The 24123-nt window shown below is 64.8% G+C and carries 22 protein-coding genes; 2 read left to right on the top strand and 20 right to left on the bottom strand.

Annotation, left to right across the window (positions count from 1 at the left end):
* Positions 1 to 4: 4 nt before the first annotated feature.
* Complete coding sequence (gene ftsH, locus ACI48D_RS08220) at positions 5 to 1888, bottom strand: ATP-dependent zinc metalloprotease FtsH (protein ID WP_435570734.1); 1884 nt, start codon at positions 1886 to 1888, stop codon at positions 5 to 7.
* A gap of 299 nt (positions 1889 to 2187) precedes the next feature.
* The gene (locus tag ACI48D_RS08215; RefSeq protein ID WP_435570733.1) at positions 2188 to 2832 is read right to left on the bottom strand and encodes an RlmE family RNA methyltransferase; all 645 of its coding nucleotides are present in this window, start codon (positions 2830 to 2832) and stop codon (positions 2188 to 2190) included.
* Positions 2833 to 2878: 46 nt separating this feature from the next.
* Between ACI48D_RS08215 and yhbY the strand changes: the two genes are divergently transcribed.
* The gene (yhbY, locus tag ACI48D_RS08210; RefSeq protein ID WP_435570732.1) at positions 2879 to 3346 is read left to right on the top strand and encodes a ribosome assembly RNA-binding protein YhbY; all 468 of its coding nucleotides are present in this window, start codon (positions 2879 to 2881) and stop codon (positions 3344 to 3346) included.
* Between the two features lie 67 nt (positions 3347 to 3413).
* Here the strand turns inward: yhbY and ACI48D_RS08205 are convergent, their stop codons facing one another.
* From ACI48D_RS08205 to alr, 16 genes are all read right to left on the bottom strand, one after another.
* Positions 3414 to 3854 (bottom strand): DUF4149 domain-containing protein, encoded by a 441-nt coding sequence (locus ACI48D_RS08205; protein WP_435570731.1) that lies wholly within the window; start codon positions 3852 to 3854, stop codon positions 3414 to 3416.
* 14 nt (positions 3855 to 3868) lie between these two features.
* Positions 3869 to 4342: a transcription elongation factor GreA gene (gene greA / locus ACI48D_RS08200; RefSeq protein WP_435570730.1), complete on the bottom strand. Its 474-nt coding sequence runs from the start codon at positions 4340 to 4342 to the stop codon at positions 3869 to 3871.
* A gap of 115 nt (positions 4343 to 4457) precedes the next feature.
* Positions 4458 to 7688, bottom strand: a complete 3231-nt coding sequence (gene carB, locus ACI48D_RS08195) for a carbamoyl-phosphate synthase large subunit (protein WP_435570729.1) — start codon at positions 7686 to 7688, stop codon at positions 4458 to 4460.
* Positions 7689 to 8864 (bottom strand): glutamine-hydrolyzing carbamoyl-phosphate synthase small subunit, encoded by a 1176-nt coding sequence (gene carA, locus ACI48D_RS08190; protein WP_435570728.1) that lies wholly within the window; start codon positions 8862 to 8864, stop codon positions 7689 to 7691. It abuts the gene before it with no gap.
* A gap of 221 nt (positions 8865 to 9085) precedes the next feature.
* Positions 9086 to 9493: a GlcG/HbpS family heme-binding protein gene (locus ACI48D_RS08185; protein ID WP_435570727.1), complete on the bottom strand. Its 408-nt coding sequence runs from the start codon at positions 9491 to 9493 to the stop codon at positions 9086 to 9088.
* Positions 9494 to 9530: 37 nt separating this feature from the next.
* Complete coding sequence (locus ACI48D_RS08180; RefSeq protein ID WP_435570808.1) at positions 9531 to 10454, bottom strand: patatin-like phospholipase family protein; 924 nt, start codon at positions 10452 to 10454, stop codon at positions 9531 to 9533.
* A gap of 110 nt (positions 10455 to 10564) precedes the next feature.
* Positions 10565 to 11857, bottom strand: coding sequence for a phosphate regulon sensor histidine kinase PhoR (gene phoR, locus ACI48D_RS08175; protein WP_435570807.1), 1293 nt, complete (start codon positions 11855 to 11857; stop codon positions 10565 to 10567).
* An 81-nt stretch (positions 11858 to 11938) separates the two neighbouring features.
* Positions 11939 to 12631, bottom strand: coding sequence for a response regulator (locus ACI48D_RS08170; protein ID WP_435570726.1), 693 nt, complete (start codon positions 12629 to 12631; stop codon positions 11939 to 11941).
* Between the two features lie 4 nt (positions 12632 to 12635).
* Complete coding sequence (phoU, locus tag ACI48D_RS08165; protein WP_435570725.1) at positions 12636 to 13337, bottom strand: phosphate signaling complex protein PhoU; 702 nt, start codon at positions 13335 to 13337, stop codon at positions 12636 to 12638.
* Between the two features lie 193 nt (positions 13338 to 13530).
* Complete coding sequence (pstB, locus tag ACI48D_RS08160; RefSeq protein ID WP_435570806.1) at positions 13531 to 14325, bottom strand: phosphate ABC transporter ATP-binding protein PstB; 795 nt, start codon at positions 14323 to 14325, stop codon at positions 13531 to 13533.
* 21 nt (positions 14326 to 14346) lie between these two features.
* Positions 14347 to 15201, bottom strand: coding sequence for a phosphate ABC transporter permease PstA (pstA, locus tag ACI48D_RS08155; RefSeq protein ID WP_435570724.1), 855 nt, complete (start codon positions 15199 to 15201; stop codon positions 14347 to 14349).
* Positions 15201 to 16220 carry a phosphate ABC transporter permease subunit PstC gene (gene pstC, locus ACI48D_RS08150; RefSeq protein ID WP_435570723.1) on the bottom strand — a complete coding sequence of 340 codons (1020 nt, stop codon included), beginning with the start codon at positions 16218 to 16220 and terminating at the stop codon, positions 15201 to 15203. Before pstC ends, pstA begins: the two co-directional genes overlap by 1 nt.
* Positions 16221 to 16343: 123 nt before the next feature.
* Entirely contained in the window at positions 16344 to 17387 is a 1044-nt protein-coding gene (gene pstS / locus ACI48D_RS08145) for a phosphate ABC transporter substrate-binding protein PstS (protein WP_435570722.1), read from the bottom strand.
* A 485-nt stretch (positions 17388 to 17872) separates the two neighbouring features.
* On the bottom strand, positions 17873 to 18190 hold the full coding sequence (locus ACI48D_RS08140) for a PilZ domain-containing protein (RefSeq protein ID WP_435570721.1): 318 nt from the start codon (positions 18188 to 18190) through the stop codon (positions 17873 to 17875).
* A gap of 50 nt (positions 18191 to 18240) precedes the next feature.
* Positions 18241 to 19620 (bottom strand): DNA repair protein RadA, encoded by a 1380-nt coding sequence (gene radA / locus ACI48D_RS08135; RefSeq protein WP_435570720.1) that lies wholly within the window; start codon positions 19618 to 19620, stop codon positions 18241 to 18243.
* Between the two features lie 16 nt (positions 19621 to 19636).
* Entirely contained in the window at positions 19637 to 20743 is a 1107-nt protein-coding gene (alr, locus tag ACI48D_RS08130; RefSeq protein WP_435570719.1) for an alanine racemase, read from the bottom strand.
* 151 nt (positions 20744 to 20894) lie between these two features.
* On the opposite strand from alr, the gene lplT reads away from it, so the two are divergent.
* Entirely contained in the window at positions 20895 to 22157 is a 1263-nt protein-coding gene (lplT, locus tag ACI48D_RS08125; RefSeq protein WP_435570718.1) for a lysophospholipid transporter LplT, read from the top strand.
* A gap of 149 nt (positions 22158 to 22306) precedes the next feature.
* Here lplT and ACI48D_RS08120 read toward each other — a convergent pair whose 3' ends face one another.
* Positions 22307 to 23290: a DUF1853 family protein gene (locus ACI48D_RS08120; RefSeq protein ID WP_435570805.1), complete on the bottom strand. Its 984-nt coding sequence runs from the start codon at positions 23288 to 23290 to the stop codon at positions 22307 to 22309.
* On the bottom strand, positions 23259 to 24123 hold an 865-nt coding region (locus ACI48D_RS08115; RefSeq protein ID WP_435570717.1), incomplete at its 5' end, for a uracil-DNA glycosylase. The genes ACI48D_RS08120 and ACI48D_RS08115, both read right to left, overlap by 32 nt.

Raw genomic sequence — 24123 nt, 5'->3', positions numbered from 1 at the left:
GCGATCAGGCCGGTGCCGGGGCGTTGGTGGCTACGCCGCCCGAACCGTCGCCGCTCGACGGACGCTTGGTCAGCTGGACCGACTTCGGCGGAGTCGGCTCGCGGCCGGCCATGATGTCGTTGATCTGCTCGGCGTCGATGGTTTCCCACTCGAGCAGGGCCTTGGTCATCATTTCGACCTTGTCGCGGTTCTCTTCCAGCAGGCGGCGCGACAGCGCGTACTGCGTGTCGAGGATCGAACGGATTTCGGCGTCGACCTTCTGCTGGGTTGCCTCGGAGATGGTTTTCACCGAGCCGCCGAAGAAGCCTTCATTCGCGTCGTCCTCGTACACCATCACACCCATGCTCTCGGACATGCCGAAGCGGGTGACCATCGAACGCGCCAACTTGGTCGCGCGGGCGAAGTCGTTCGAGGCGCCGGTCGACATCTGGCCGACGAAGATTTCCTCGGCAATGCGACCACCGAACAGGATCGAGATCTCTTCCAGCATCTTGTCCTTGTAGCCGGACAGGCTGTCGTGCTCCGGCAACTGCCAGGTCAGGCCCAGCGCGTAACCGCGCGGCATGATCGTGACCTTGTGCACCGGATCGGCCTTCGGCAGCAGCTTGGCGATCACCGCGTGGCCCGACTCGTGGTAGGCCGTGTTGCGGCGCTCTTCCTCGCGCATGACCATCGACTTGCGCTCCGGACCCATGAAGATCTTGTCCTTGGCATCCTCGAAGTCGCTCATCTCGACCAGGCGCTTGCTGCGGCGCGCGGCGAACAGGGCCGCTTCGTTGACCAGGTTGGCCAGGTCGGCGCCGGAGAAGCCGGGAGTGCCGCGGGCCAGGATGTCGGCCTTCACGTCGGTGCCGATCGGCACTTTACGCATGTGCACGTTCAGGATCTGCTCGCGGCCGCGGATGTCCGGCAGGCCAACCATCACCTGGCGGTCGAAACGGCCCGGACGCAGCAGCGCCTTGTCCAGCACGTCGGCGCGGTTGGTCGCGGCGATCACGATCACGCCGGAGGAGGCTTCGAAGCCGTCCATCTCGACCAGCAGCTGGTTCAGGGTCTGTTCGCGCTCGTCGTTACCGCCGCCCATGCCGGCACCGCGGTGGCGACCGACGGCGTCAATCTCGTCGATGAAGATGATGCAGGGCGAATGCTTCTTGGCGTTCTCGAACATGTCGCGCACGCGGGACGCACCCACGCCGACGAACATCTCGACGAAGTCGGAACCGGAGATCGAGAAGAACGGGACTTTCGCTTCGCCGGCGATGGCGCGCGCCAGCAGGGTCTTGCCGGTACCCGGGGGGCCGACCATCAGCACGCCGCGCGGGATACGGCCGCCCAGCTTCTGGAACTTGGTCGGATCCTTCAGGAAGTCGACGATCTCGGACACTTCTTCCTTGGCTTCGTCGCAGCCGGCGACGTCGGCGAAGGTGACCGTGTTGTTGGTTTCATCCATCATGCGCGCCTTCGACTTGCCGAACGAGAAAGCCCCGCCCTTGCCGCCGCCTTGCATCTGGCGCATGAAGAAGACCCAGACGCCGATCAGCAGCAGCATCGGGAACCAGGAAATGAAGACTTGCTGCAGGAAGGACGGCTCTTCCGGCGGCTTGACGTCGAAGCGCACGTTGTTGTCGCGCAGGTCGCCGATCAGGCCACGGTCGAGCATGGTCGCAGTGGTACGCACCTTGGTGTCGTCCTGGCGGGTTGCCGTGATGCTCGAACCCTCGATCACGACATCCTTGATCTTTTTCGCCTTCACATCATCGAGCAGCTCGGAATAAGCGATCGTCTTGCTGCCGCCCGCGACGCTGTGGTTGTCGAACTGCTTGAACAGCATGAACAACAGCAGCGCGACGACCACCCAGATGGCGGATTTGGAAAACATATTATTCACGAAAACTCCTCTGATGCGGACGCATCTTTTCCCATTGTTTCAAACACGGATTTTACCGCAATAAGCAGGCGGTGCCACGCACAGCTACCCGCGAAGCCCGCTCTTGAAGCCCGCTTTGAATCCTTACCTCGTCACTATAACGGTTTTTTATTTCCGACGCGCACGAATAACATCGCAGAAGCGGCAGGATGGCGTCAAGTGGCTTCAGCAAGACTTACCATCCGTTGGCTGATGTGTGGCTGTAGCCCCGAATATCAAGGGTAAAACCGTGAATAAATCCGCATTTTTCGCATTTTTCGCTAAGCCGGATTCTTGAGACCGCGGCCCAGCAGGAAAATTTCGGATGACTTATCGCGGCTGGCCTTCGGCTTGATCTGTTTGACCACTTTGAATTCGTCGCGGAAGCGTTCAAGATTTTGCGTAAAGCCCATGTCCTTAAAGCATTTTACTAACAATGCGCCGGACGGCTTGAGGTGCGCTTGAGAAAACTCAATAGCGATCTCAATCAAATCCTCCATGCGCGCCGAGTCCGCCGACGGAATACCCGACAGGTTCGGCGCCATGTCAGACAGCACCAGGTCGGCCTGGCGCCCGTCCAGGAGCTCGGCCAGCTGATCCAGCACGATGTCCTCGCGAAAGTCGCCCTGGATATAGTGCACATCGGCGATCGGCTCCATCGGCAGGATGTCCAGGCCGATCATCGTGCCCTTGATCCTGCCATCGTCGCCGCCGGCCAGCTTGCGCCGCGTGTACTGGCTCCAGCTGCCGGGCGTACAGCCGAGGTCGACGATCACCTGCCCCGGCTTGATCAGCTTCTCGGCCTCGTCGATCTCCTTCAGCTTATAGGCCGCACGCGCCCGGTAACCCTCTTTCTGTGCCAATTTGACATAGGGGTCGTTAATGTGGTCGTGTATCCAGTTTTTATTGAATTTGTTCTTGGCCATTCGCGTAAAATACTGCTTTTAATAGGTACATCAAAAAAGAACCATTATGATCAAACTTACACCGGCCGAGCGCGCAGCCCTCCGTGCGGAGGCCCACGGGCTCAACCCTGTCGTCATGATCGGCGAAGCCGGCCTGACCGAGGCCGTCATGAAAGAAATCTCGTCCAGCCTGGACGCACACGGCCTGATCAAGGTACGTGTGTTCGGCGACGACCGCGAAGCGCGCGCCGCCATCTACGAACAGATCTGCGAGGAACTGGAAGCGGCACCCGTGCAGCATATCGGTAAACTGCTGGTCCTGTATCGTCCGAAGAAGGAAGCCGTCAAGGAACGCTCGGTCAAGACCGGCAAGGGCATGCGCGAAGTCACCATCGTCAAGCCGAGCCCGAGCGGCACCAAGAAGCCCAGCGTCACCAAGGTTCTGCTCAAGGGGAATGAACGCGTGACCCAGGGCGGCAACATCAAGCGCGCCAAGACGCGCCAGGCCAGCACCAAGAAAACCGTGCTCAAGTGATGCGCACCGGTGACGCGCCGAACGCGCACCGCGTCAATGCAGACAACCGGGGCGCGCCCCGGTTTTTTTATCGGCTCTTCACCACCAGCATCGCGCCCAGCACGGATTCGAGCAGGTACAGCGCCTGCGACACCCCATGCAGGGCCGCGAACCTGCCCCACTGCGGCGACGCCCTCACCCCGGCCGGGCCGGCGGCTTCGCGGATCGCCGCCATCATCGGCTGCAGGCCCAGGTAGACCGCCAGGCTGCAGGCCAGCATGCCGCCCGCCAGCCAGAACAGCCAGCGCCGGCGCTTCGCATCGAGGTCGGTGGCGCGCCACGCCAGCACGGCCAGCAGCGGCGCCAGCGCGATCGACAGCCAGGCAAGGCGGGTCAGCATGATGCCGACCACCGTGCCGGCCTGGGTGCTGTCGAGGGCCGCGAACGCGCTCGGCGCGGCCAGGTAGCTGACCGCCCACACGCTGCCCGCCCACAGGCTTGCTGCCAGCAGGCGCAGGTTCGCCAGCATGCTCACATCCCGGCTCAGACGTAGCGGACTTCGAGGATCTCGTATTCGCGCGGGCCGGACGGGGCCTGTACTTCCACCACGTCGCCGGCGTACTTGCCGATCAGGGCGCGCGCGATCGGCGAGGTGACGGACACCTTGTTCTGCTTGAGGTCGGCTTCGTCCATGCCGACGATCTGGTAGGTCACTTTCTGGCCGCTCTCGAGGTCCTCGAGATCGACGGTCGAGGCGAACACCACGCGGCCTTCGGCGTCGAGGGTGCTCGGATCGATGACCTGGGCGGTCGACAGCTTCTGCTCCAGCTCCGCGATGCGGCCCTCGACGAAGGCCTGGCGCTCCTTGGCGGCATCGTATTCGGCGTTTTCGGACAGGTCGCCATGCGAACGCGCTTCGGCGATCGCATCGATCACGATGCGGCGCTCCTTGGTCTTGAGCTGATGCAGTTCTTCCTTCAGGAGTTCGGCACCGTATTTGGTCAATGGAGTGTTCATGGTCGTCTTTGTGGTGGGGCTCCACCCTGTTGCGTACGTATAGTAAAAGTGAAAACCACAGAGTCACGCAGCGCGAGCCGCGCGAACTCTGTGGTTCCAGGTACTTCTCTAATGCTTAGTGTAGTGTTTTATGCAGACCTTGTAAATCGTAGACCCGCAACTCGTCCAGCTGGCGCATGCCCTGCACCGCCGCTTCGGCGCCGGCGATGGTCGTGTAGGTCACGACGCGCGCCTGCAGGGCCGAGGTGCGGATGGTGCGCGAGTCGTTGATCGCGCTGCGCTTTTCCTCGACCGTGTTCACCACCATCGCGATCTCGTGGTTCTTGATCATGTCGACGATGTGCGGACGGCCTTCCAGCACCTTGTTGACCGGGGTGACCGGGATGCCGGCGGCGGCGATCACCGCGGCGGTGCCCTTGGTCGCCACCAGCGAGAAGCCCAGCGCCACCAGGTCACGCGCCACGACCACGGTACGCGGCTTGTCGGAACCCTTCACCGACAGGAACACGCGGCCCGAGCTCGGCAGGCTGATGCCGGCCGCCAGCTGCGACTTCACGAAGGCTTCGCCGAAGGTCATGCCGACGCCCATCACTTCGCCGGTCGACTTCATCTCGGGGCCGAGGATGGTGTCCACGCCCGGGAATTTCACGAACGGGAACACGGCTTCCTTGACGCTGTAGAACGGCGGCACGATTTCCTTGGTCACGCCCTGCTGTTCCAGGGTCTGGCCGACCATGCAGCGCGCCGCGATCTTGGCCAGCTGCAGGCCGGTCGCCTTCGACACGAAGGGCACGGTGCGGCTGGCGCGCGGGTTCACTTCCAGCACGTACACGGTGTCCTGGACCTTGCCGTCCACTTCGGCGCGCTGGATCGCGAACTGCACGTTCATCAGGCCGACCACGTTGAGGGCCTTCGCCATCAGCGAGGTCTGGCGCTTCAGCTCGTCGATGGTGTCCTGCGACAGCGAGTACGGCGGCAGCGAGCAGGCCGAGTCGCCCGAGTGCACGCCGGCCTGTTCGATGTGCTCCATCACGCCGCCGATGAAGGTGGTCTGGCCATCCGAGATGCAGTCGACGTCGACTTCGATGGCGTCGTTCAGGAAGCGGTCCAGCAGCACCGGCGAATCGTTCGAGACCTTGACCGCTTCGCGCATGTAGCGCTCCAGGTCGCGCTGCTCGTGGACGATCTCCATCGCGCGGCCGCCCAGCACGTAGGACGGGCGCACCACCAGCGGGTAGCCGATCTCGGTGGCCAGCGCCAGCGCTTGTTCTTCGGTGCGCGCGGTGCGGTTCGGCGGCTGGCGCAGGTCCAGCTTCTGCAGCAGCTGCTGGAAGCGCTCGCGGTCTTCGGCGGCGTCGATCATGTCCGGCGAGGTGCCGATGATCGGCACGCCGTTGGCTTCCAGGTCCAGCGCCAGCTTCAGCGGGGTCTGGCCGCCGTACTGGACGATCACGCCTTCCGGCTTCTCCAGTTCGACGATTTCAAGCACGTCTTCGAGGGTCAGCGATTCGAAGTACAGGCGGTCCGAGGTATCGTAGTCGGTCGACACGGTTTCGGGATTGCAGTTGACCATGATGGTCTCGTAGCCGTCTTCGCGCATGGCGAGGGCCGCGTGCACGCAGCAGTAGTCGAACTCGATGCCCTGGCCGATCCGGTTCGGGCCGCCGCCCAGCACCATGATCTTCTTCTTGTCGGTCGGGTTGGACTCGCACTCCTCGTCATAGGTCGAGTACATGTAGGCGGTGTTGGTCGCGAACTCGCCGGCGCAGGTGTCGACGCGCTTGTAGACCGGGCGGATGCCCAGCGCGTGGCGCTTTTCGCGCACGGCTTGCGGCGTGGTCTGCATCAGGAAGGCCAGGCGGCGGTCCGAGAAGCCCTTCTGTTTCAGCTTGTACAGCACCGGCTTGTCCAGGCTATCCAGCTTCTGGTGATCCAGCCACAGTTCGATGTCGACGATTTCCTTGATCTGGATGAGGAACCACGGATCGATCTTGGTCAGCGCATGCACTTCTTCCAGCGTGAAGCCCTGGGCGAAGGCATCGCCCACATACCAGATGCGCTCCGGTCCCGGCTCGCCCAGTTCCTCTTCGATCTTCTCGCGGTCGCGGGTTTTTTCGTTCAGGCCGTCCACGCCGACTTCGAGGCCGCGCAGGGCCTTCTGGAAGGATTCCTGGAAGGTGCGGCCGATCGCCATCACTTCGCCCACCGATTTCATCTGGGTGGTCAGGTGCTTGTCCGCGGCCGGGAATTTTTCGAAGGTGAAGCGCGGGATCTTGGTGACCACGTAGTCGATCGAGGGCTCGAACGAGGCCGGGGTCGCGCCGCCGGTGATGTCGTTGCGCAGCTCGTCCAGCGTGAAACCGACCGCCAGCTTGGCCGCGATTTTTGCGATCGGGAAGCCGGTGGCCTTCGACGCCAGCGCCGAGGAACGCGAGACGCGCGGGTTCATCTCGATCACGATCATGCGGCCGTCGGCCGGGTTGATCGAGAACTGCACGTTCGAGCCGCCGGTGTCGACGCCGATCTCGCGCAGCACGTTGATCGACGCGTTACGCATGATCTGGTATTCCTTGTCGGTCAGCGTCTGCGCCGGCGCGACGGTGATCGAGTCGCCGGTGTGGACGCCCATCGGATCCAGGTTCTCGATCGAGCACACGATGATGCAGTTGTCCGCCTTGTCGCGCACCACTTCCATCTCGTATTCTTTCCAGCCCAGCAGCGATTCCTCGATCAGCAGTTCCGAGGTCGGCGAGGCTTCCAGGCCGCGCTTGCAGATCGCTTCGAATTCTTCTTCGTTGTAGGCGATGCCGCCGCCCGAACCGCCCATCGTGAAGGACGGACGGATGATGACCGGGAAACCCAGCTCGCGCTGTGCGGTACGCGATTCGTCCATCGAGTGCGCGATGTAGGAACGCGCCGAACCCAGGCCGATCTTGGTCATCGCGTCCTTGAACTTGGCGCGGTCCTCGGCCTTGTCGATCGCTTCCGGCGAGGCGCCGATCAGCTCGACCTTGTACTTGTCCAGCACGCCGTTCTTGTGCAGGTCGAGCGCGCAGTTCAGCGCGGTCTGGCCGCCCATGGTCGGCAGGATCGCGTCCGGGCGCTCCTTCTCGATGATGCGCTCGACCGCCTTCCAGGTGATCGGCTCGATGTAGGTGACGTCGGCCGTTTCCGGGTCGGTCATGATGGTCGCCGGGTTCGAATTCACCAGGATGACCTTGTAGCCTTCTTCGCGCAGGGCCTTGCAGGCCTGGGCGCCGGAATAATCGAATTCCACCGCCTGGCCGATGACGATCGGGCCCGCGCCAATGATCAGGATGCTTTTAATGTCGGTACGTTTTGGCATTTATTTCTTCTCGGCAGAATTAGCTTTGGCCTGCATGAGGCTGATGAAACGGTCGAACAGATACGAAACGTCGGTCGGGCCGGGCGAGGCCTCCGGGTGGCCCTGGAAGCAGAACGCCGGTTTATCCGTGCGCTCGAAGCCTTGCAGCGAGCCGTCGAACAGCGAGACGTGGGTCACGCGGCAGTTGGCCGGCAGCGTCTCCTGGTCCACTGCGAAACCGTGGTTCTGGGAGGTGATCAGGACCTTCTTCGAATCCAGGTCCTGCACCGGGTGATTCGCGCCGTGGTGGCCGAACTTCATCTTGAGCGTCTTGGCGCCCGAGGCCAGGGCCATGATCTGGTGGCCGAGGCAGATGCCGAAGGTCGGGATGCCGGAATCGATCACCTGCTTCGTCGCTTCGATCGCGTAGTCGCAGGCGGCCGGGTCGCCGGGGCCGTTTGCCAGGAAGATGCCGTCCGGGTTCAGGGCCAGCGCCTCGGCTGCGGTGGCCTGGGCCGGCAGCACGGTGACCTTGCAGCCGCGTTCGGCCAGCATGCGCAGGATGTTGCGCTTGACGCCGTAGTCGAAGGCGACCACGTGGAATTGCGGATTGTCCTGCTTGCCGAAGCCTTCGCCCAGCTTCCATTCGGTTTCGGTGAACACGTACGGCTCCTTGACCGACACGACCTTCGCCAGGTCCATGCCGTTCAGGCCGGGGAAGGAGCGCGCCAGTTCGAGCGCCTGGGCTTCCGACGGTTCCACGCCCTGCTGGGCGGTGAGGATGGCGCCGTTCTGGGCACCCTTCTCGCGCAGGATACGGGTGAGCTTACGCGTGTCGATGCCGGCGATGGCGACCACGTTTTCCTGCTTCAGGTAGTCCGACAGCGATTGGGTCGAGCGGAAGTTCGATGCCAGCAGCGGCAGGTCGCGGATGATGAGGCCGGCGGCATGCACCTTCGAGGCCTCCACGTCGGCCGGGTTCACACCCTGGTTGCCGATGTGCGGATACGTCAGGGTGACGATCTGACGCGAATAGCTGGGGTCGGTAAGGATCTCCTGGTAGCCCGTGATCGCGGTGTTGAACACCACTTCACCGGTCGTGTGACCGATGGCTCCGATCGAATATCCTTTGAAAATGGTTCCGTCTGCGAGGGCCAGGATGGCTGGAACGGCTGGGCCAGAAAAAAATGGCGGCAAGGGCAACTCTCCAATAAGGTTGCCGTAGCCGCGCCACGTCAGACCGACCATGTTGCGCGGCAAAGCCGTTAGCTGCGCCTGCGCTCGGGGTCGTTATGAAGAAGGAGTGAGTGGGTAAGCGCTACGGCAGGTGAGTGATGGATAAACTTCCGAATTATAGCGCGAATACTCCTACGCGGCAATCGGATGCCCTAGCACTTACCTGCCGTTCCTTGCGGAAATTAAGCGCCCAGCGCGGCGATGCCGGCCTTGGCGATCTGCGCATCCTCGGTCGACTTCACGCCGGACACGCCGACCGCGCCGATGACGTGGCCGTCGACCACGATCGGCACGCCGCCTTCCAGCATGCCCTGCAGTTCCGGCGCGCTCAGGAAGGACATGCGGCCGTTGTTGATCATGTCTTCGTAGACCTTCGATTCGCGGCGGCCGAGGGCGGCGGTCTTGGCTTTCTGCGGTGCGATCTGCGACGAGATCGGCGCGGCACCGTCCATGCGCTGCAGCCACAGCAGGTGGCCGCCATCGTCGACGATCGAGATCACGACGTTCCATTTGTTGGTGACGGCTTCGTTTTCGGCGGCGGCGGCGATCTTCTTGGCGTCGTCGAGGGTCAGAAAGGGTTTGGTTTGCATTGTTGTCTTCCTATCGTGGTGGTTGTTATCGGTCGGCTCAGGGAGCCGGGCTCAATTGCATGGCCTTGAGCCTGGCCTTCAGTTGCGGCATGACGCTTGCTGCGGCCTGTTCGCCCGCCAGCACCGCCGTGTTGCGTCCGTTGAAATCGGCGCTGCCCATCGCGCCCAGGGCCGGGGTGATGACGATGTCGGCATCCTTCAGCTCGTGCTGGTTCAGGCGCTGCCCCATGATGGTAAAGGTCTGCATCAGGACGTCAAGCGAGCTGGCCGTGGCCTGGGCCTCGGTGGCACTGGAGATGTTGACGGCGATGATGAACTCGGCGCCCATCTCCTTCGCGAAGCGCACCGGCACCGGCGCCACCAGGCCGCCGTCCACGTAGCTGCGGCCGGCGATGCTCACCGGCTGGAACACGCTCGGCACGGCGGACGAGGCGCGCACGGCCATGCCGGTGTTGCCGCGCCTAAACAGGATCGGCTGACCGCTCCTGAGGTCGGTGGCGACCGCGCCGAACGGGATCTTCAGCTTCTCGATCGGCTGGTTGTGGACGGCCTTGTTGACGTAGGCCTGCAGGGCCTCGCCTTTCAGCACGCCCGAGGACTTGCTGAAGAACGGCAGCGCCCAGTCGGAGATCGACGCCTCGTCCATCTCCATCGCCATCTTCTGCAGCGTGAAGCCGTTATAGCCGTAGGCGTACATGGCGCCGACCACCGAGCCGGCGCTGGTGCCGACCACGATGTCGGGCACGATGCCCTGGGCTTCCAGGGCCTTGATCACGCCGATGTGGGCAAAGCCGCGCGCGGCGCCGCCGCCGAGGGCGAGGCCGATCCTGAGCTTGCGCGGGACCGGCGCCGGGGTGGGCGCCGCGGCGACCGAGGTGGCGGGCTGCGTGGGGGCGCTGCCGCAGCCGGCCAGCAGAAAGGCGCCGGCCAGGGCGGACAGCAGGGAGCGTCGAGACAACATCATCCGGGGTTTAAATCGGGTAAAAAAGCGATTGTAACCCGAGTCTGGATGAGGCTGATGTAGATAAGGCTTAAGCCGCGCGGCGCCTGCGCGGGGACGACGGTAGCGGCTTATCCCGGCAGGGACGTATTCGGCAGCACCGCCGTGAATACACTCCCCTGCCCCGCCTCCGAGGCGATGACGAGCTTGCCGCCATGCCGCAGCAGCACGTGCTTGGCGATCGCCAGTCCCAGCCCCGTGCCCTGGGTCTCGCGCGAGCGGCTCTTGTCGACCCGGTAGAAGCGCTCGGTCAGGCGCGAAAGGTGCTGCTCGTCGATGCCGATGCCGGTATCGGCCACCGAGAAGCGCAGATCGTTCGCGCCGCGTTCCCACGCAAGCTTGATGCTGCCGCCCTCCGGCGTATAGCGCACCGCGTTGATGGCCAGGTTACCGAAGGCGCTGCGCAGTTCGTCCAGGTTACCCATCACGTCCGGACCGTCGACCGTGACCTCGATGCTGTGGCGGCCATTCGACAGCGCGCGCGCTTCCAGCGCCACCTGCTCGACCAGGGTCTTGACGTCGACCCGTTCGCGCCTGAGCGGATACTCGTCCGACTCCAGGCGCGACAGGGTCAGCATGTCTTCGATCAGGCGCTGCATGCGCTGGGCCTGTTCCGTCATCAGCTTCAGGTGGGCGATGCGGGTCTTCTCGTCCATGCCCGGATCGGCCATTGCGATCTCGAGGAAGCCGACGATCACCGTCAGCGGCGTGCGCAGTTCGTGTGAAGCGTTGGCGATGAAGTCGCGGCGCATCGCCTCGATGCGCTCGGTCTCGGTCGCATCGTGCGTGACCAGGATCTGGCGCCGGTTCTCGAACGGGATGATCTGCACCACCAGCTTGCGGCCGCGGAACGCGAGCGTCAGCGGCTGCCCGTAGCGGCCCAGGATGATGTAGTCGATGAATTCCGGATGGCGGATCAGGTTCGTGACGCGGCGGCCCTTGTCCTTCTCCAGGGTCAGGCCCAGGTGGCGTTCGGCGGCCGGGTTGCACCATTCCAGAAACAGCACGTCGTCCATGATCGCCACCCCTTCCGGCAGCAGGTGCATGGCCTGGCGGAAGCGCGCCAGCCATTCGGCCAGCTCGTGCTGGTTGCGCTCGTCGTCGCGCCGCAGGCGGTACAGGCGCGCGAACACGTCGGCCCAGGCGCCCCAGCCATCCGGCAGGCGGCTGCTGTGCGGGTGGATCAGCCACTCGCCGAGCTGGTGCAGGTAGGCCAGCTGGACCACCAGCAGCGCCAGGGTGACGACCAGCGCCAGCGTGAGGCCGGCGGCGAGGCCGAACAGCCACCAGGCCACGCCGGCGGCAACGAAGACGAGGGTCAGGCGCAGCAGCGCCGGAACCCAGAACAGCAGGCGCGGATGCACGCCGGGCGGCGGCGCCGCGGGGGCATCCGGGGTGGCGCCGGGAGTGGTGTCGGGAGTGGTGTCGGGAGCGGCTTGCATGGCTTACTTCTCTTTCTCGCTCAGCATGTAGCCGACGCTGCGCACGGTTTTGATCAGCTTTTCGGCTTCCTTCAGCGCCTTACGCAGCCGCAGCACGTGGACGTCGACGGTGCGTTCCTCGACGGCCGAGGCGTCGCCCCAGACTTTATCCAATAACTGGCTCCGCGAGAACACGCGCTCGCGGTGGGCCATCAGGAATTTCAGCAGGCGGTATTCGGCATTGCCCATCTCGAGCTGGCGGCCGTCCAGGGTGACGGTGCAGCTGCCCGGGTCCAGCGTCACCGCGCCGGCCGAGAGCGGAGCCTCGGCCAGGTGCGGGCTCTTGCGCCGCAACAGTGCCTTGGAGCGCGCCAGCAGCTCGCGCGGCGAGAACGGCTTGGTGACGTAGTCGTCCGCGCCCGTATTCAGGCCGGCGATCTTGTCCTCTTCCATGCTCTTCGCGGTCAGCATGATCACCGGGATGTCTTGGAAGTCGCGGTCGCCGCGCAGGCGCGAGAGCAGCCGCAGTCCGCTCTGGTCGGGCAGCATCCAGTCCAGCAGCAGCAGGTCCGGGCGCGCATGCACGATGGCGTCCCAGGCCGCCGCCACGTTGGCGGCCGTGCGGATCTCCCAGCCGGTCTCGCGCAGCGAGTAGCTCACCAGCTCGACGATCGCCGGCTCGTCCTCGACGATCAGGACACGCGTGTTGGACGCCATCGTGTCAGCTTTCCCCGTGGCCCGCGAGGGCCGGTTTCGAGTGCCGGATGTCGCGCCCCTCGGCCACGTAGATCACGTATTCCGCGATGTTCTTGGCGTGGTCGCCGATCCGCTCGATCGCCTTGCCGACCCACAGCGTGTCCAGGGCCGGCGAGATGGTGCGCGGGTCTTCCATCATGAAGGTGATCATGTTGCGCAGGATGGTGCGGAATTCGAAGTCGATCTCGTCGTCGCGCGCGATGATCTGCAGCGCCTGCTTGCCGTCCAGGCGCGCGAAGGCGTCGAGGGCATCGTGCAGCATGTCGGCGGTGTTGCGCGAGATGGTGCGCACGATGTCGTAGTGATTGAAGCCGATCATGCCGCGCTCGTGCAGGCTCTTGGCGGTGCGCGCGATCTTGCTGGCCTCGTCGCCGATGCGCTCGAGGTCGGTGATCACCTTGATGGTCGCCATCACGGTGCGCAGGTCGTTGGCGGCCGGCTGGCGGCGCACGATCAGGTGGCTGCAGGCGTCGTCCAGCTGGACTTCGAGCTGGTTGACGGCCTGGTCGTCGGCCATGACCTTGTCGGCCTGCTCGGCGTTGCCGACGCGGAAAGCCTCGAGCGCCTCGTCGAACTGGGTCTCCACCATGCCGCCCATCAGCAGCACCTTGGAGCGGATCGCTTCAAGCTCTTGGTCGTACTGCTTGGATGAATGCTCGCCTACCATGTCATCAATTCCTATCGAATATCGTTATATTAGCTTGCCAGCCCACTTAACTTGTCAGCGCACCATTAGCTTCACAAGGGGCTCGACAACCGTAGCGAGCGGCTGCTGGGGTGGCCGAGAAGCGCAGCCATACTTACGGTATGGCGAGCATCGCAGGCCGGCCCAGCGGCCGCGCAGTAGGTTGTAGAGTCCCTCACCCAAAGCGACCGGTGATGTAGTCCTGGGTTTCCTTACGGGCCGGATTCATGAACAGCTGGTCCGTCTCGCCAAACTCGACCAGCTCGCCCAGGTACATATAGGCCGTGTAGTCCGAGCAGCGCGCCGCCTGCTGCATGTTGTGGGTCACGATGGCGATCGTGTAATCGCCCTTCAGCTCGCTGATCAGCTCCTCGATCTTCGCCGTCGAGATCGGGTCCAGCGCCGACGTCGGCTCGTCGAGCAGCAGCACGTCCGGTTTGACGGCGACGCCGCGCGCGATGCACAGGCGCTGCTGCTGGCCGCCCGACAGCGAGAGTCCGCTCTTGTTCAGCTTGTCCTTCACCTCAAGCCACAGCGCCGCCTTCTTCAGCGCCCACTCGACGCGCTCGTCCATCTCGCCCCGCGACAGGTTCTCGTACAGGCGCACCCCGAAGGCGATGTTGTCGTACACCGACATCGGGAACGGGGTCGGCTTCTGGAATACCATGCCGACCTTCGCGCGCAGCATGTTCACGTCCACGCCCGGCTCCAGGATGTTGCGGCCGCGGTAGAGGATCGATCCTTCCGCGCGCTGGCCCGGGTACAGATCGTACATGCGGTTCAGGGTGCGCAGCAGGGTCGACTTGCCGCAGCCCGAGGGGCCGATGAAGGCCGTGACCTGCTTGTCGTGGATGTCGAGGCTGACGTTCTTGAGGCTCTGAGTCTTTCCGTAGTAGAAGTCCAGGCCGGAGATCTCGATGGTCTTGGTCTTCGGCTTGGTCATGGGTGCGTTCACGGCGGCTTGGTTCATCATGGTCCGGTTTAAATCTCTTTATTGCGGGTTCTTCTGGCGGAACAGGGTCCGCGACAGGATATTCAGGGCCAGCACGCTGAAAGTCACCAGCAGGGCCGCGCCCCAGGCGAGCGACTGCCAGTCTGCGTACGGGCTCATGGCGAAGCGGTAGATCACCACCGGCAGGTTGGCCATCGGCTGGTTCATGTCGGCCGTGAAGAACTGGTTGTTCAGGGCCGTGAACAGCAGCGGCGCGGTCTCGCCCGAGATGCGGGCCACGGCCAGCAGCACGCCGGTCACGACGCCGGCCTTCACGGCGCGCAGGCGCACCGTGGTCGCCACCTTCCAGCGCGGCGCACCGAGCGCGAAGGCCGCTTCCAGGAGGCTGTTCGGCACCAGGTGCAGCATGTTGTCGGTGGTGCGCACCACCACCGGTATCGCGATCAGCGACAGCGCCAGCGTGCCGGCGTAGCCCGAGAAGTGGCCCATGCGCGGCACCAGCAGCGCGTACACGAACAGGCCGATCACGATCGAGGGCGCCGACAGCATGATGTCGGTGACGAAGCGGGTGACGGCGGCGAACTTGTTGTTCTGGCCGTACTCGGCCAGGTAGATGCCGGCCAGGATACCGACCGGGGTGCTGACGAGCGTGGAGAGTCCGACCATCAGCAGGCTGCCGACGATGGCGTTGCGGATGCCGCCCTCGCTGCCCGGCGCCGGCGTGTCCAGCGCGAACAGGGTGTGCGAGAGCGCGCCGAAACCGTGCACCAGCAGGGTGAACAGGATCCAGGCCAGGAAGCCCAGGCCGACGACCATGGCCAGCACCGACAGCGCGATGCCGACGCGGTGGCCGAGCAGGCGGCGGCGGTAGACGGGGTTCACGACACCTTCCATTATTTTGCTCCTTCTTTGCGGGACATCCCCAGCAGCATCAGTTTGGCGGCCGACAGCACGATGAAAGTGATCGCGAACAGGATCAGGCCCAGCGCGAACAGCGAGGACACGTGCAGCGGCGAGCTGGCTTCGGCGAACTCGTTGGCCAGGGTCGAGGAAATGGAATTACCGGCCGCGAACAGCGACCACGAAAGTTCGTTGGCATTGCCGATCACGAAGGTGACGGCCATGGTCTCGCCGAGCGCGCGGCCGAGGCCCAGCATCACGCCGCCGACCACCCCGGTACGGGTATAGGGCAGCACGACCTTGCGCACCACTTCCCACTTGGTACAGCCAAGGCCGTACGCCGATTCCTTCAGCACCGCGGGGACGATCTCGAACACGTCGCGCATCACGGAAGCGATGAAGGGGATGATCATCACGGCCAGGATCAGGCCTGCCGTCAGGATGCCCAGACCCATGGTCGGGCCCTGGAACAGCGGCCCGATGAGGGGCAGCACGCCGAGGGTCTTTTTCAGCAGCGGCTGGACGTGGTCGCCGAACATCGGCGCGAACACGAACAGTCCCCACATGCCGTAGATGATGGAAGGGACGCCGGCCAGCAGCTCGACCGCGGTACCCATCGGGCGGCGCAGCCAGGCCGGGCAGATCTCGGTCAGGAACAGCGCGATGCCGAAGCTGATCGGCACCGCCACCAGCAGCGCGATCAGGGAAGTCGCCAGGGTGCCGGTGATGGCGATCAGGGCGCCGAACTGGTCGTTGACCGGATCCCACTCGTTGCGGACGATGAAATGAGCACCGAATTCGCGAAACGCCGGAACGGCACCGACCGCCAGCGAAGCGATGATGCCGACCAGCACCAGCAGCACGGAGGCCGCGAACAGCAGCGTGATCTTGTGGAAGAAGAAGTCCTGGATGCGCTGCTTGCGCATGGTGCGGCGCAGGCGGGCAGCGCCGGCGTCATCGAGGAGGGCCTGCTGGACGGCGGCGTCGGCGGTGGTAGCGGTTTGCGCGCTCATTTCTTTGTTCACTATGTACACCTCGTACGCCGACCCCGCGAAGGCAAGGACCCATGCCGAGCACCCGGAATCGGCTCGGCATGGGCCCCGCCTGCGCGGGGCCGACGTGCATAAGTTATCGACTTACCAGATTGCCTTGCCCGAAGCGTCCTTCATGTTGGCCTTCCAGGCTTCCTCCACCAGCTTGGTGACGGCGGCCGGCATCGGCACGTATTCCAGTTCGGTGGCGGCGGCGCCGCCGTTCTTGAAGGCGTAGTCAAAGAACTTCAGGACTTCCTTGCCCTTGGCGGCGTCGGCCTGCTGCTTGTACATCAGGATATAGGAAGCACTGGTCAGCGGCCATGCATTCTTGCCCGGCTGGTCGGTCAGGATCACGGCCATGCCCGGTGCCTTGGTCCAGTCGGCATTCGAGGCGGCGGCCTTGAAGGCGTCGTCGTCCGGTTGCAGGAAAGCGCCGTCGCGGTTCTTCAGCTGGGTGTGGCTCATCTTGTTCTTCTTCGCGTAGGCCCACTCGACGTAGCCGATCGAACCCTTGATGCGCTGGACGTTGGCGGCGACGCCGTCGTTGCCCTTGCCGCCCACGCCGGTGGCCCACTTGACCGCGGTGCCGGCACCGATCTTCGACTTGAAGTCCTGGCTGGTCTTCGACAGGTAGTCGGTGAACACGAACGAGGTACCCGAGCTGTCGGCGCGGTGCACGACGGTGATGTCCTCGGCCGGAAGTTTCACGCCCGGATTCAGGGCGGCGATGGCGTGATCGTTCCACTTGGTGATCTTGCCGAGGTAGATATCGGCGACGACCGGGCCGGTCAGCTTCAGCTGTCCCGGGGCGATGCCATCCAGGTTCACCACCGTGACCACGCCGCCCATGATGGCGGGGAACTGGAACAGGCCTGCCTGGTTCAGTTCATCGGCCGGCAGCGGCATGTCGGACGCGCCGAAGTCCACGGTCTTGGCCTTGATCTGCTTGATGCCGGCGCCCGAGCCGACCGATTGGTAATTGAGGCCGTTGCCGGTGGCCTTCTTGTACATCTCCGCCCATTTGGCGTAGATCGGGTACGGGAAGGTCGCGCCCGCACCGGTGATGTCCGCTGCCAGGGTCGCGGTGCTCGCGACGGCGGCCGAGGTGCCGATGATCAGGGTTGCCAGCAGTTGCTTCATGCGCATATCAGGTCCTTGGTTACTTGGTTAAGGGTGTGACACGGTGTTCATGCTATGCAGTGTAGGGCGTAAATATGACGGCTTTATGACATGGCGGTCACGCCTGTATAGACGGCTTTTTGCCGGTTACGAAACACGGGAAAAGCGCCTTGTAAATACGCAGGGGTCTGCTACCGTGAAGGTGTCGGTGTTGATTGGAGGGCTTGTACAGTGCGAGCATGCCACGCCAGCGAAGCATGCGGAATCATCGGGGAGGACGCGCCGAAAGGCGTGTGAAGTCCATGTTAAGCTTGATTGTGACAGGAGTGCTGGCTGGGATTGCCGGGCTGGTGATCTTCGAAGCCATCTGTGAAGGACACGGTTGCTCCGGAAAGTTGCGGGACCGTTATCACGAATAGCGGGACAGGTTGGAAAGCCTGATAAAACGAAAGCGGCGAGGCCCTCCGGACGCTCGCCGCTTGCCGCTTTCGGAAACGAGATGACTAGACAGGTTAGCGCAGGAAGCGCGAGAGCTGGGTCATGGCATTCAGGTCCAGGTTCAGGAACTGGAAGCCGGCCTTGAATTCGCCGGCGCTGAAAATGCAGTAGATGACTTTCGCGCGCGCCGCGATCGGTGTCAGCTTGCCTTCGACCAGCAGGTCGAAGCCGACATGCCCCGTCTGCCCCAGCTGCAGCGGATGTTCCACCGTGATGCTGACGCCGTTCGAGCCGACGTCCGAGGTCCGCCCCGGCATCGGCGCCATGCCCTCCATCGCGATGACCGCCCTCACCTTCACGATCTTGCGTGCCGATTGCCTTTGATCTGTCATACCGCCTTACCTTGCTACCTGATATCAAACAAGGCAGGGATTATAAGGCTTCAGTCCAGTTCGCGCAGTTTGTTGAAGGCTTCGTCGATACGCTCGACGGCGACCACCGTCATGCCCTCGATTTTCTGCTTCGGCACGTTGGCCTTCGGGATCATGGCGATCGAAAAGCCCAGCTTGGCCGCTTCGCGCAGGCGTTCCTGGCCACGCGGCGCCGGGCGGATCTCGCCGGCCAGGCCCACTTCGCCGAACACCACGAGGCCGCGCGGCAAAGGTTTGCTGCGCATCGAGGAATTGATCGCCAGGAGGACCGCCAGGTCGGCCGCCGGCTCCGCGATCTTGACGCCGCCGACCGCGTTGATGAACACGTCCTGGTCGAAGGCGGCGATGCCGGCATGCCGGTGCAGGACCGCCAGCAGCATCGCCAGGCGATTTTGTTCCAGGCCGACGGACAGGCGGCGCGCATTGGGGAGGTGGCTGGTGTCGACCAGTGCCTGGATCTCGACCAGCAGCGGCCGCGTGCCCTCCTGGGTCACCATCACGCAGGAACCCGGCACCTGGCTGTCGTGCTGGGACAAGAACAGGGCCGACGGGTTCGACACCCCTTTCAGGCCCTTCTCCGTCATCGCGAACACGCCCAGCTCATTGACCGCGCCGAAGCGGTTCTTGATCGCCCGCACCAGGCGGAAGCTGGACTGGGTATCGCCCTCGAAATACAGCACGGTGTCGACGATGTGCTCCAGCACGCGCGGGCCGGCCAGCGCGCCCTCCTTCGTGACGTGGCCGACCAGGATGATGGTGACGCCCGTCTGCTTGGCCACGCGCGTGAGCTGGGCCGCGCACTCGCGCACCTGGGACACCGAGCCCGGCGCCGAGGTCAGCGCATCCGAGTACAGGGTCTGGATCGAGTCGATGACCGCCACTTCCGGCTTGACGTCGGCGAGCGTACCGAGGATCTTCTCGAGCTGGATCTCGGCCTGCAGCTTCAGGTCCTTGGCGTCCACGGCCAGGCGCTTGGCGCGCAGGGCGATCTGGGCGCCGGATTCCTCGCCCGACACATATAAGGTGTTGCGGGTCGCGGCCAGGTTAGCCAGCGCCTGCAGCAGCAGGGTCGACTTGCCGATGCCGGGGTCGCCGCCGATCAGCACCACGCCGCCGGCCACCAGGCCGCCGCCCAGCACGCGGTCGAATTCCTCGATTCCGGTGCCGAAGCGCGGCACGTCGATCGCCTCGATGTCGGCCAGCGACAGCACCGGCGCGGTCTGCGCCAGGCTTTTATGTTGATGCGCGGTCTGCGACATGCGATTCAGGCCGGCGGTCTCGACCTGCTCGGTCATGGTGTTCCATGCCTTGCAGTCGCCGCACTGGCCGGTCCAGCGGCTGGCCACGCTGCCGCAATCGTTACAGACGAAACTGGTACGGGATTTTGCCATTGCTTTATATATGGGGTTAGTCGGTGCCGACGCGGCCTTCGCTCACGCGTACGCGCGGCGCCAGGGCGCACATCAATTCATAGCCGATCGTGCCGGCCCCCTGCGCTACCTCGTCGACCGGCAGGCCGTCGCCCCACAGGGTGACCTTGCTGCCCACGCGCGCGTTGGCGACCGGGGTCAGGTCGACCGTCATCATGTCCATCGACACCCGGCCGACCAGGGCCGTGCGCACGCCGTCCACCAGCACCGGCGTGCCCTGCCCGGCATGGCGCGGATAGCCGTCCGCGTAGCCGCAGGCGACCACGCCCACCGTCATGGGAGCATCCGCCACGAAGCGGCTGCCGTAGCCCACGGTGTCGCCGCGCTCCAGCCGCTGGATGCCGATGATCTCGGATTTCAGCGTCATGGTCGGCAGCAGCCCGTAGGCATCGGCCGAGACGCCGCCGCCCGGGGTGCCGCCATACAGCATGATGCCAGGGCGGACCCAGTCATTGTGCAGCTCCTTGGCCAGGGCCGCCTGGTGCAGCACGCCGCCGGAATTCGACAGGCTGCGCTGGCCCTCCAGCCCCGCCGCCCCCTCGCGGAAGCGGCGCACCTGCTCGGCAATGGAGAGCCGCGGGTGTTCCAACTCGTCGGCGTTGGCGAAGTGGGTCATCAGGGTGATGTTGCGGATGCCGGGAATCGCGCGCAGGCGCTTGTACGCCGCCGCATAGTCGTCGGGCCGGAAGCCGAGCCGGTTCATCCCCGTGTTCATCTTCAGGTGCACGTCGATCGGACGGTACAGCTGGGTGTATTCCAGCATCTGGACCTGTTCGATGCAGTGGACCGCGCTATTGATATTGTGCTCGGCCAGCAGCGGCACGTCGGAGTCGTCGAAGATCCCTTCCAGCAGCAGGATCGGCTTGACCCAGCCCAGCTCGCGCAGGCGCAGCGCGTTCTCGGTTTCGATCAGGGCCAGGCCGTCGGCCTCGGCGAAGCCGCGCATGCCGCGCTCCAGGCCGTGGCCGTAGGCATTGGCCTTGACCACCGCCCACACCCTGGCCGTGGGCGCGCAGGCGCGCGCGCGGGCGAGGTTATGCTGCATGGCGTCGAGATGGATGATGGCGTGGAGCGGACGTGGCATGGGCGAAAGATGGGGTCGAAACCGGCGAACGGAAGGGCTATTTTAGCGCCAACCGGACTCCCTGCTGTTGAAATGGCGTGTTGTCGATTTCTTTGGGCTGGCGGCCTTTCATGGTATAAAGCAACCCACACTAGTTTTTAGAACGTCTCGAATGAATCGTGGTTTTTATACCATCATGGCGGCGCAGTTTTTCTCGTCGCTGGCGGATAACGCATTGATTTTCGTTGCGATCGGCCTGCTGACGGCGATGAAAGCCCCGCCTTCGCTGACGCCCCTGCTGAAGCTGTCGTTCGTGCTGTTCTATGTCCTGCTGGCCGCGTTCGTCGGCGCGTTCGCCGATTCGATGCCCAAGGGCCGGGTGATGTTCATCGCCAACCTGATCAAGGTATTCGGCTGCACGCTGATCTTTTTCGGCGTCCATCCGCTGGTCGCCTGCGCGGTGGTCGGCTTCGGCGCCGCCGTGTACTCGCCGGCCAAGTACGGCATCCTGACCGAACTTCTGCCGCCTGAAAAACTGGTCGCGGCCAACGGCTGGATCGAGGGCCTGACCGTGATGTCGATCATCCTCGGCACCGTGATGGGCGGCGCGCTGGTGAGCACGCATGGCGGCGCCTGGCTGATGTCGCTCGACTTCCCCGTCATCGATACCGGCATCGACACTCCGGTCAAGGCCTCGCTCGCGGTGCTGATCGCGGTGTACGTGCTGGCCGCCCTGTTCAACCTGCGCATCCCCGACACCGGTGCGCGCTACGAACACCAGGAGCGCAATCCGCTCAAGCTGATCGCCGACTTCGCCGAATGCTCGGCCACGCTGTGGAAGGACAAGCTGGGCCAGATCTCGCTGGCGGTGACGACCCTGTTCTGGGGCGCCGGCGCGACCCTGCAGTTCATCGTGCTGAAGTGGGCCGAGCGCTCGCTGCACATGAAGCTGGACAAGGCCAGCACCCTGATCGGCGTGGTCGCGATCGGCGTGGCGGTCGGCGCCGCGATGGCGGCCAAACTGATCCCGCTGCGGAAATCGCTGACCGTAATTCCGCTCGGCATCATCATGGGCATCGTCGTGATGGGCATGACGCTGGTGTACTCGGTGTCGGTCGCCGTGCCGCTGCTGCTGATCATCGGCCTGCTGTCCGGCTTCTTCGTGGTGCCGATGAACGCCCTGCTGCAGCACCGCGGCCACGTCCTGATGAGCGCCGGTCACTCGATCGCGGTACAGAACTTCAATGAGAACCTGTCAATCCTGACCATGCTGGCCGTGTACGCCATCATGATCACGCTGAACCTGGACCTGAACGTCATCATCGTCCTGTTCGGCTTCGCCCTCGCCGGCCTGATGTACATGATCGGCCGCCGCCACGCCGCCAACCAGCGCGAGCACGACTCGCTGGCGCTGATTGGCGAGCACAAGCACTGACCTGCCTCAAACCGGGGTCAGACTCCGGTTTTTGGCAATTTCCCTCGCGCTTCACTATCTCGCCATTCGTGGAATATGTCTCGTCGCTGGGCGCTTGTTCCCTCAAATCCATTTCCAAAATTCGGAGTCTGACCCCGGTTTGAGAAAGATCACGGGTGCAGGCGGGCGCCGGCGCGTTCGCGCCAGTCGTCGGGGACGATGAAGCCGCGCTCGGTTTCGACGATGGCACCCAGGCCGCTGCTGCGCTCGTCGCGCACCACCGCCACCAGCACCGGCGTGCCCGAGGCCGCGAAGTGGTCTTCCAGCTCGGCCACCAGCTGGGCGCGGTCCAGCATCCAGGTGGCGGACGCGGCGCGGAACGGCGCCAGCCATTGCAGGCGCGGCAGGATCAGGAAGCGGTCGGCGTCCATCCGCTCCAGCTCGGACAGCGCGCACCAGAAGCCGCGGCAGTGGCCGGCGGCGATGCCGTTCATCGCAAAATACGTCCCGGCCGGATAGAACAGCCAACCCTTCACCAGCGCGCGCGCAGCCACCACCGGCCGCGGCAGCACCTCGCGGGCGGCCGGGTGCGACCCGAGCTGCAGTTGGCGGTCGAACACCTTGCGCATCTTGCGGCCCAGGCTGTCGGCCAGGTTGGGACCGACGAAGCTGTCGAAGCTCGATGCGATGTCGCCATGCACCTCGCCCTGCAGCAGGTAGAACTTGGTGGCGAACTCGATGTGCTCGACGCCCTCCGGCCCGGCATCGAGCAGGAAGTCGAATTCGCCGATGGTGGCATCGCGCCCGGCCCGCACCTGCACGCCGTGCGCCACCAGCCTGCCCTGCTGGGCGAAATAGAAGGCCAGCAGCTTTTCGGCGTACAGGCCGAGGCGGGTATGCACTTTGGCGCCGAGGGCGGCGTCGAGTGCCGACGGATCCCGGTCCAGTCCGAGCAGCCAGCGCTCGGTCTCGGGTGTCATCGGGCCGAGGGTGGCGATCCTTCCTTCCCAGTGCGGGTCGTGGATGTCGAGCAGGTCGGGCGCGTCCAGCAGCCAGGCCAGGGCGCGCACCCGCGCGCGCCGCAGATGGCTCCAGCGGCGTTCGAAATACGACTGGTAATTCTCAGCCGCCGCGGGCACCTGGCGTTCCACCAGCGGATCCACCCGCCGACCGCGCCCGGCACAAATCGGCCCAGGCCAGGGCCTTGTCACCGCCGCGCCGCAGCAGCTCGCCCGGATGCAGGGTCGCCACCAGGGTCGCCCCGGCGCCTTGCAGCGGATACGCCTTGCCGCGCACGCCGGCCAGCGGCTCCGCCAGCGGGCGCCCGAGCAGGGTGTTGGCCGCGATCTGCCCCAGGGTCAGCACGGTGCCGGCGCCGGTGAGCGCGAGTTCGCGCTCCAGGTAGGGGCGGCAGGCCGCCGCTTCCTCGGGCGTGGGCGCGCGCTCGCCGCCGCCGGAGGTGGTCGGGCGGCACTTGATCAGGTTGGTGATGTAGACCTCGCGCTCGCGCGACAGCTCCACCGCCGCCAGCATGTTGTCGAGCAGCTTGCCCGCATCGCCGGCCAGTGGAATGCGGGCCTTTTCATCGGCAGCCGTCGAGGCGCCGGCCGCGACCAGCCAGCGCGCCTTCTTCGCCCCCGTGCCCGGTACCGGCGCGCGGCCGTCGCGGCAGGCACTGCAGCGGCGGCAGGCGGCGATCGCCAGCTGCAGCTGGTCCCAGTCCATTTGTGCGATCTCTTCGGGCGTGGCGTCGGCCGGCAGCGCGGCGTCGTCCCAGGCCAGGTCTTCGGGCGGGACCGGCGCCAGCGCCGATACCGACTGGGCGACCGGCTGCAGCGGGCGCGGGCCCTGCTGCCGCGGCGGCGGCGCGGACGGAGCCGGGGCCGGCTGCGCGGCCGCCGATGGCGTCAGCGGCGGCGCGGACGGAGCCGGCGCGGCATCGGCGAACGCATCCTCGGCCACATCCTGCTGCGCCGGCGCCGGCGCC

Source organism: Massilia sp. LXY-6 (genome assembly GCF_051233485.1).
Taxonomy (GTDB): Bacteria; Pseudomonadota; Gammaproteobacteria; order Burkholderiales; family Burkholderiaceae_D; genus Telluria.
Note: the sequence above shows the minus strand (reverse complement) of the source record. Positions and strands in the feature narration are given on the sequence as shown.